The 659-nt window shown below is 62.2% G+C and carries 1 protein-coding gene; it reads right to left on the reverse strand.

Annotated features, from left to right (window positions below; genetic code table 11):
• The coding region (locus K675_RS0105845; RefSeq protein ID WP_017902579.1) for an IS256 family transposase at positions 1–659 on the reverse strand (659 nt) is incomplete at both ends.

A 659-nucleotide genomic window follows, 5' to 3' on the forward strand; every position in this document is an offset into this window, starting at 1 on the left:
GGATCGTTGGGGAAGATGCCCACCACTTCGGTACGCCGCTTGATCTCAGCGTTTAGCCGTTCCAGCGGGTTAGTGCTGTGCAACTGCTGTCGATGTGCCTTCGGGAAGGCCATGTGCGCCAGCACTTCATCTTCGCAGCCGTCCATGAGCGTGGCGATCTTGGGGTATTTCTCACGAAGTTGATCAGCCACCAGCCGCCATTGCTGATGGCATTCGGTTCGACTGTCCTGGGCAAACACCGTGCGCAGCAAGGCCGCTACCATGGTGCGCTGGCCCTTGCCGACATGGGCCATGGCATTGCGCATGAAGTGAACGCGACAGCGCTGCCAGGTCGCGTGGAAAACCTTGGAAACAGCGGCCTTGAGCCCTTCGTGAGCGTCAGAGATCACCAGCTTCACACCCCGCAGCCCGCGCCGCATCAGGCTTCTCAGGAAGTCCGTCCAGAACGGTTCGGCTTCCGACGGGCCAACCCGCATACCCAGCACCTCGCGCCCGCCGTTGGTGTTCACGGCCACAGCGATTATGACGGCGACCGAGACGATGCGCCCGGCCTCCCGCACCTTGACGTAGGTGGCGTCAATCCACAGGTAGGGCCAATCGCCCTCAAGCGGTCGATCAAGGAAGGCGTGGACGCGCTCATCGATCTCGCCAGCGAGCCT

The organism is Pseudomonas fuscovaginae SE-1, from assembly GCF_000364705.1.
GTDB classification, from domain to species: Bacteria; Pseudomonadota; Gammaproteobacteria; order Pseudomonadales; family Pseudomonadaceae; genus Aquipseudomonas; species Aquipseudomonas fuscovaginae_A.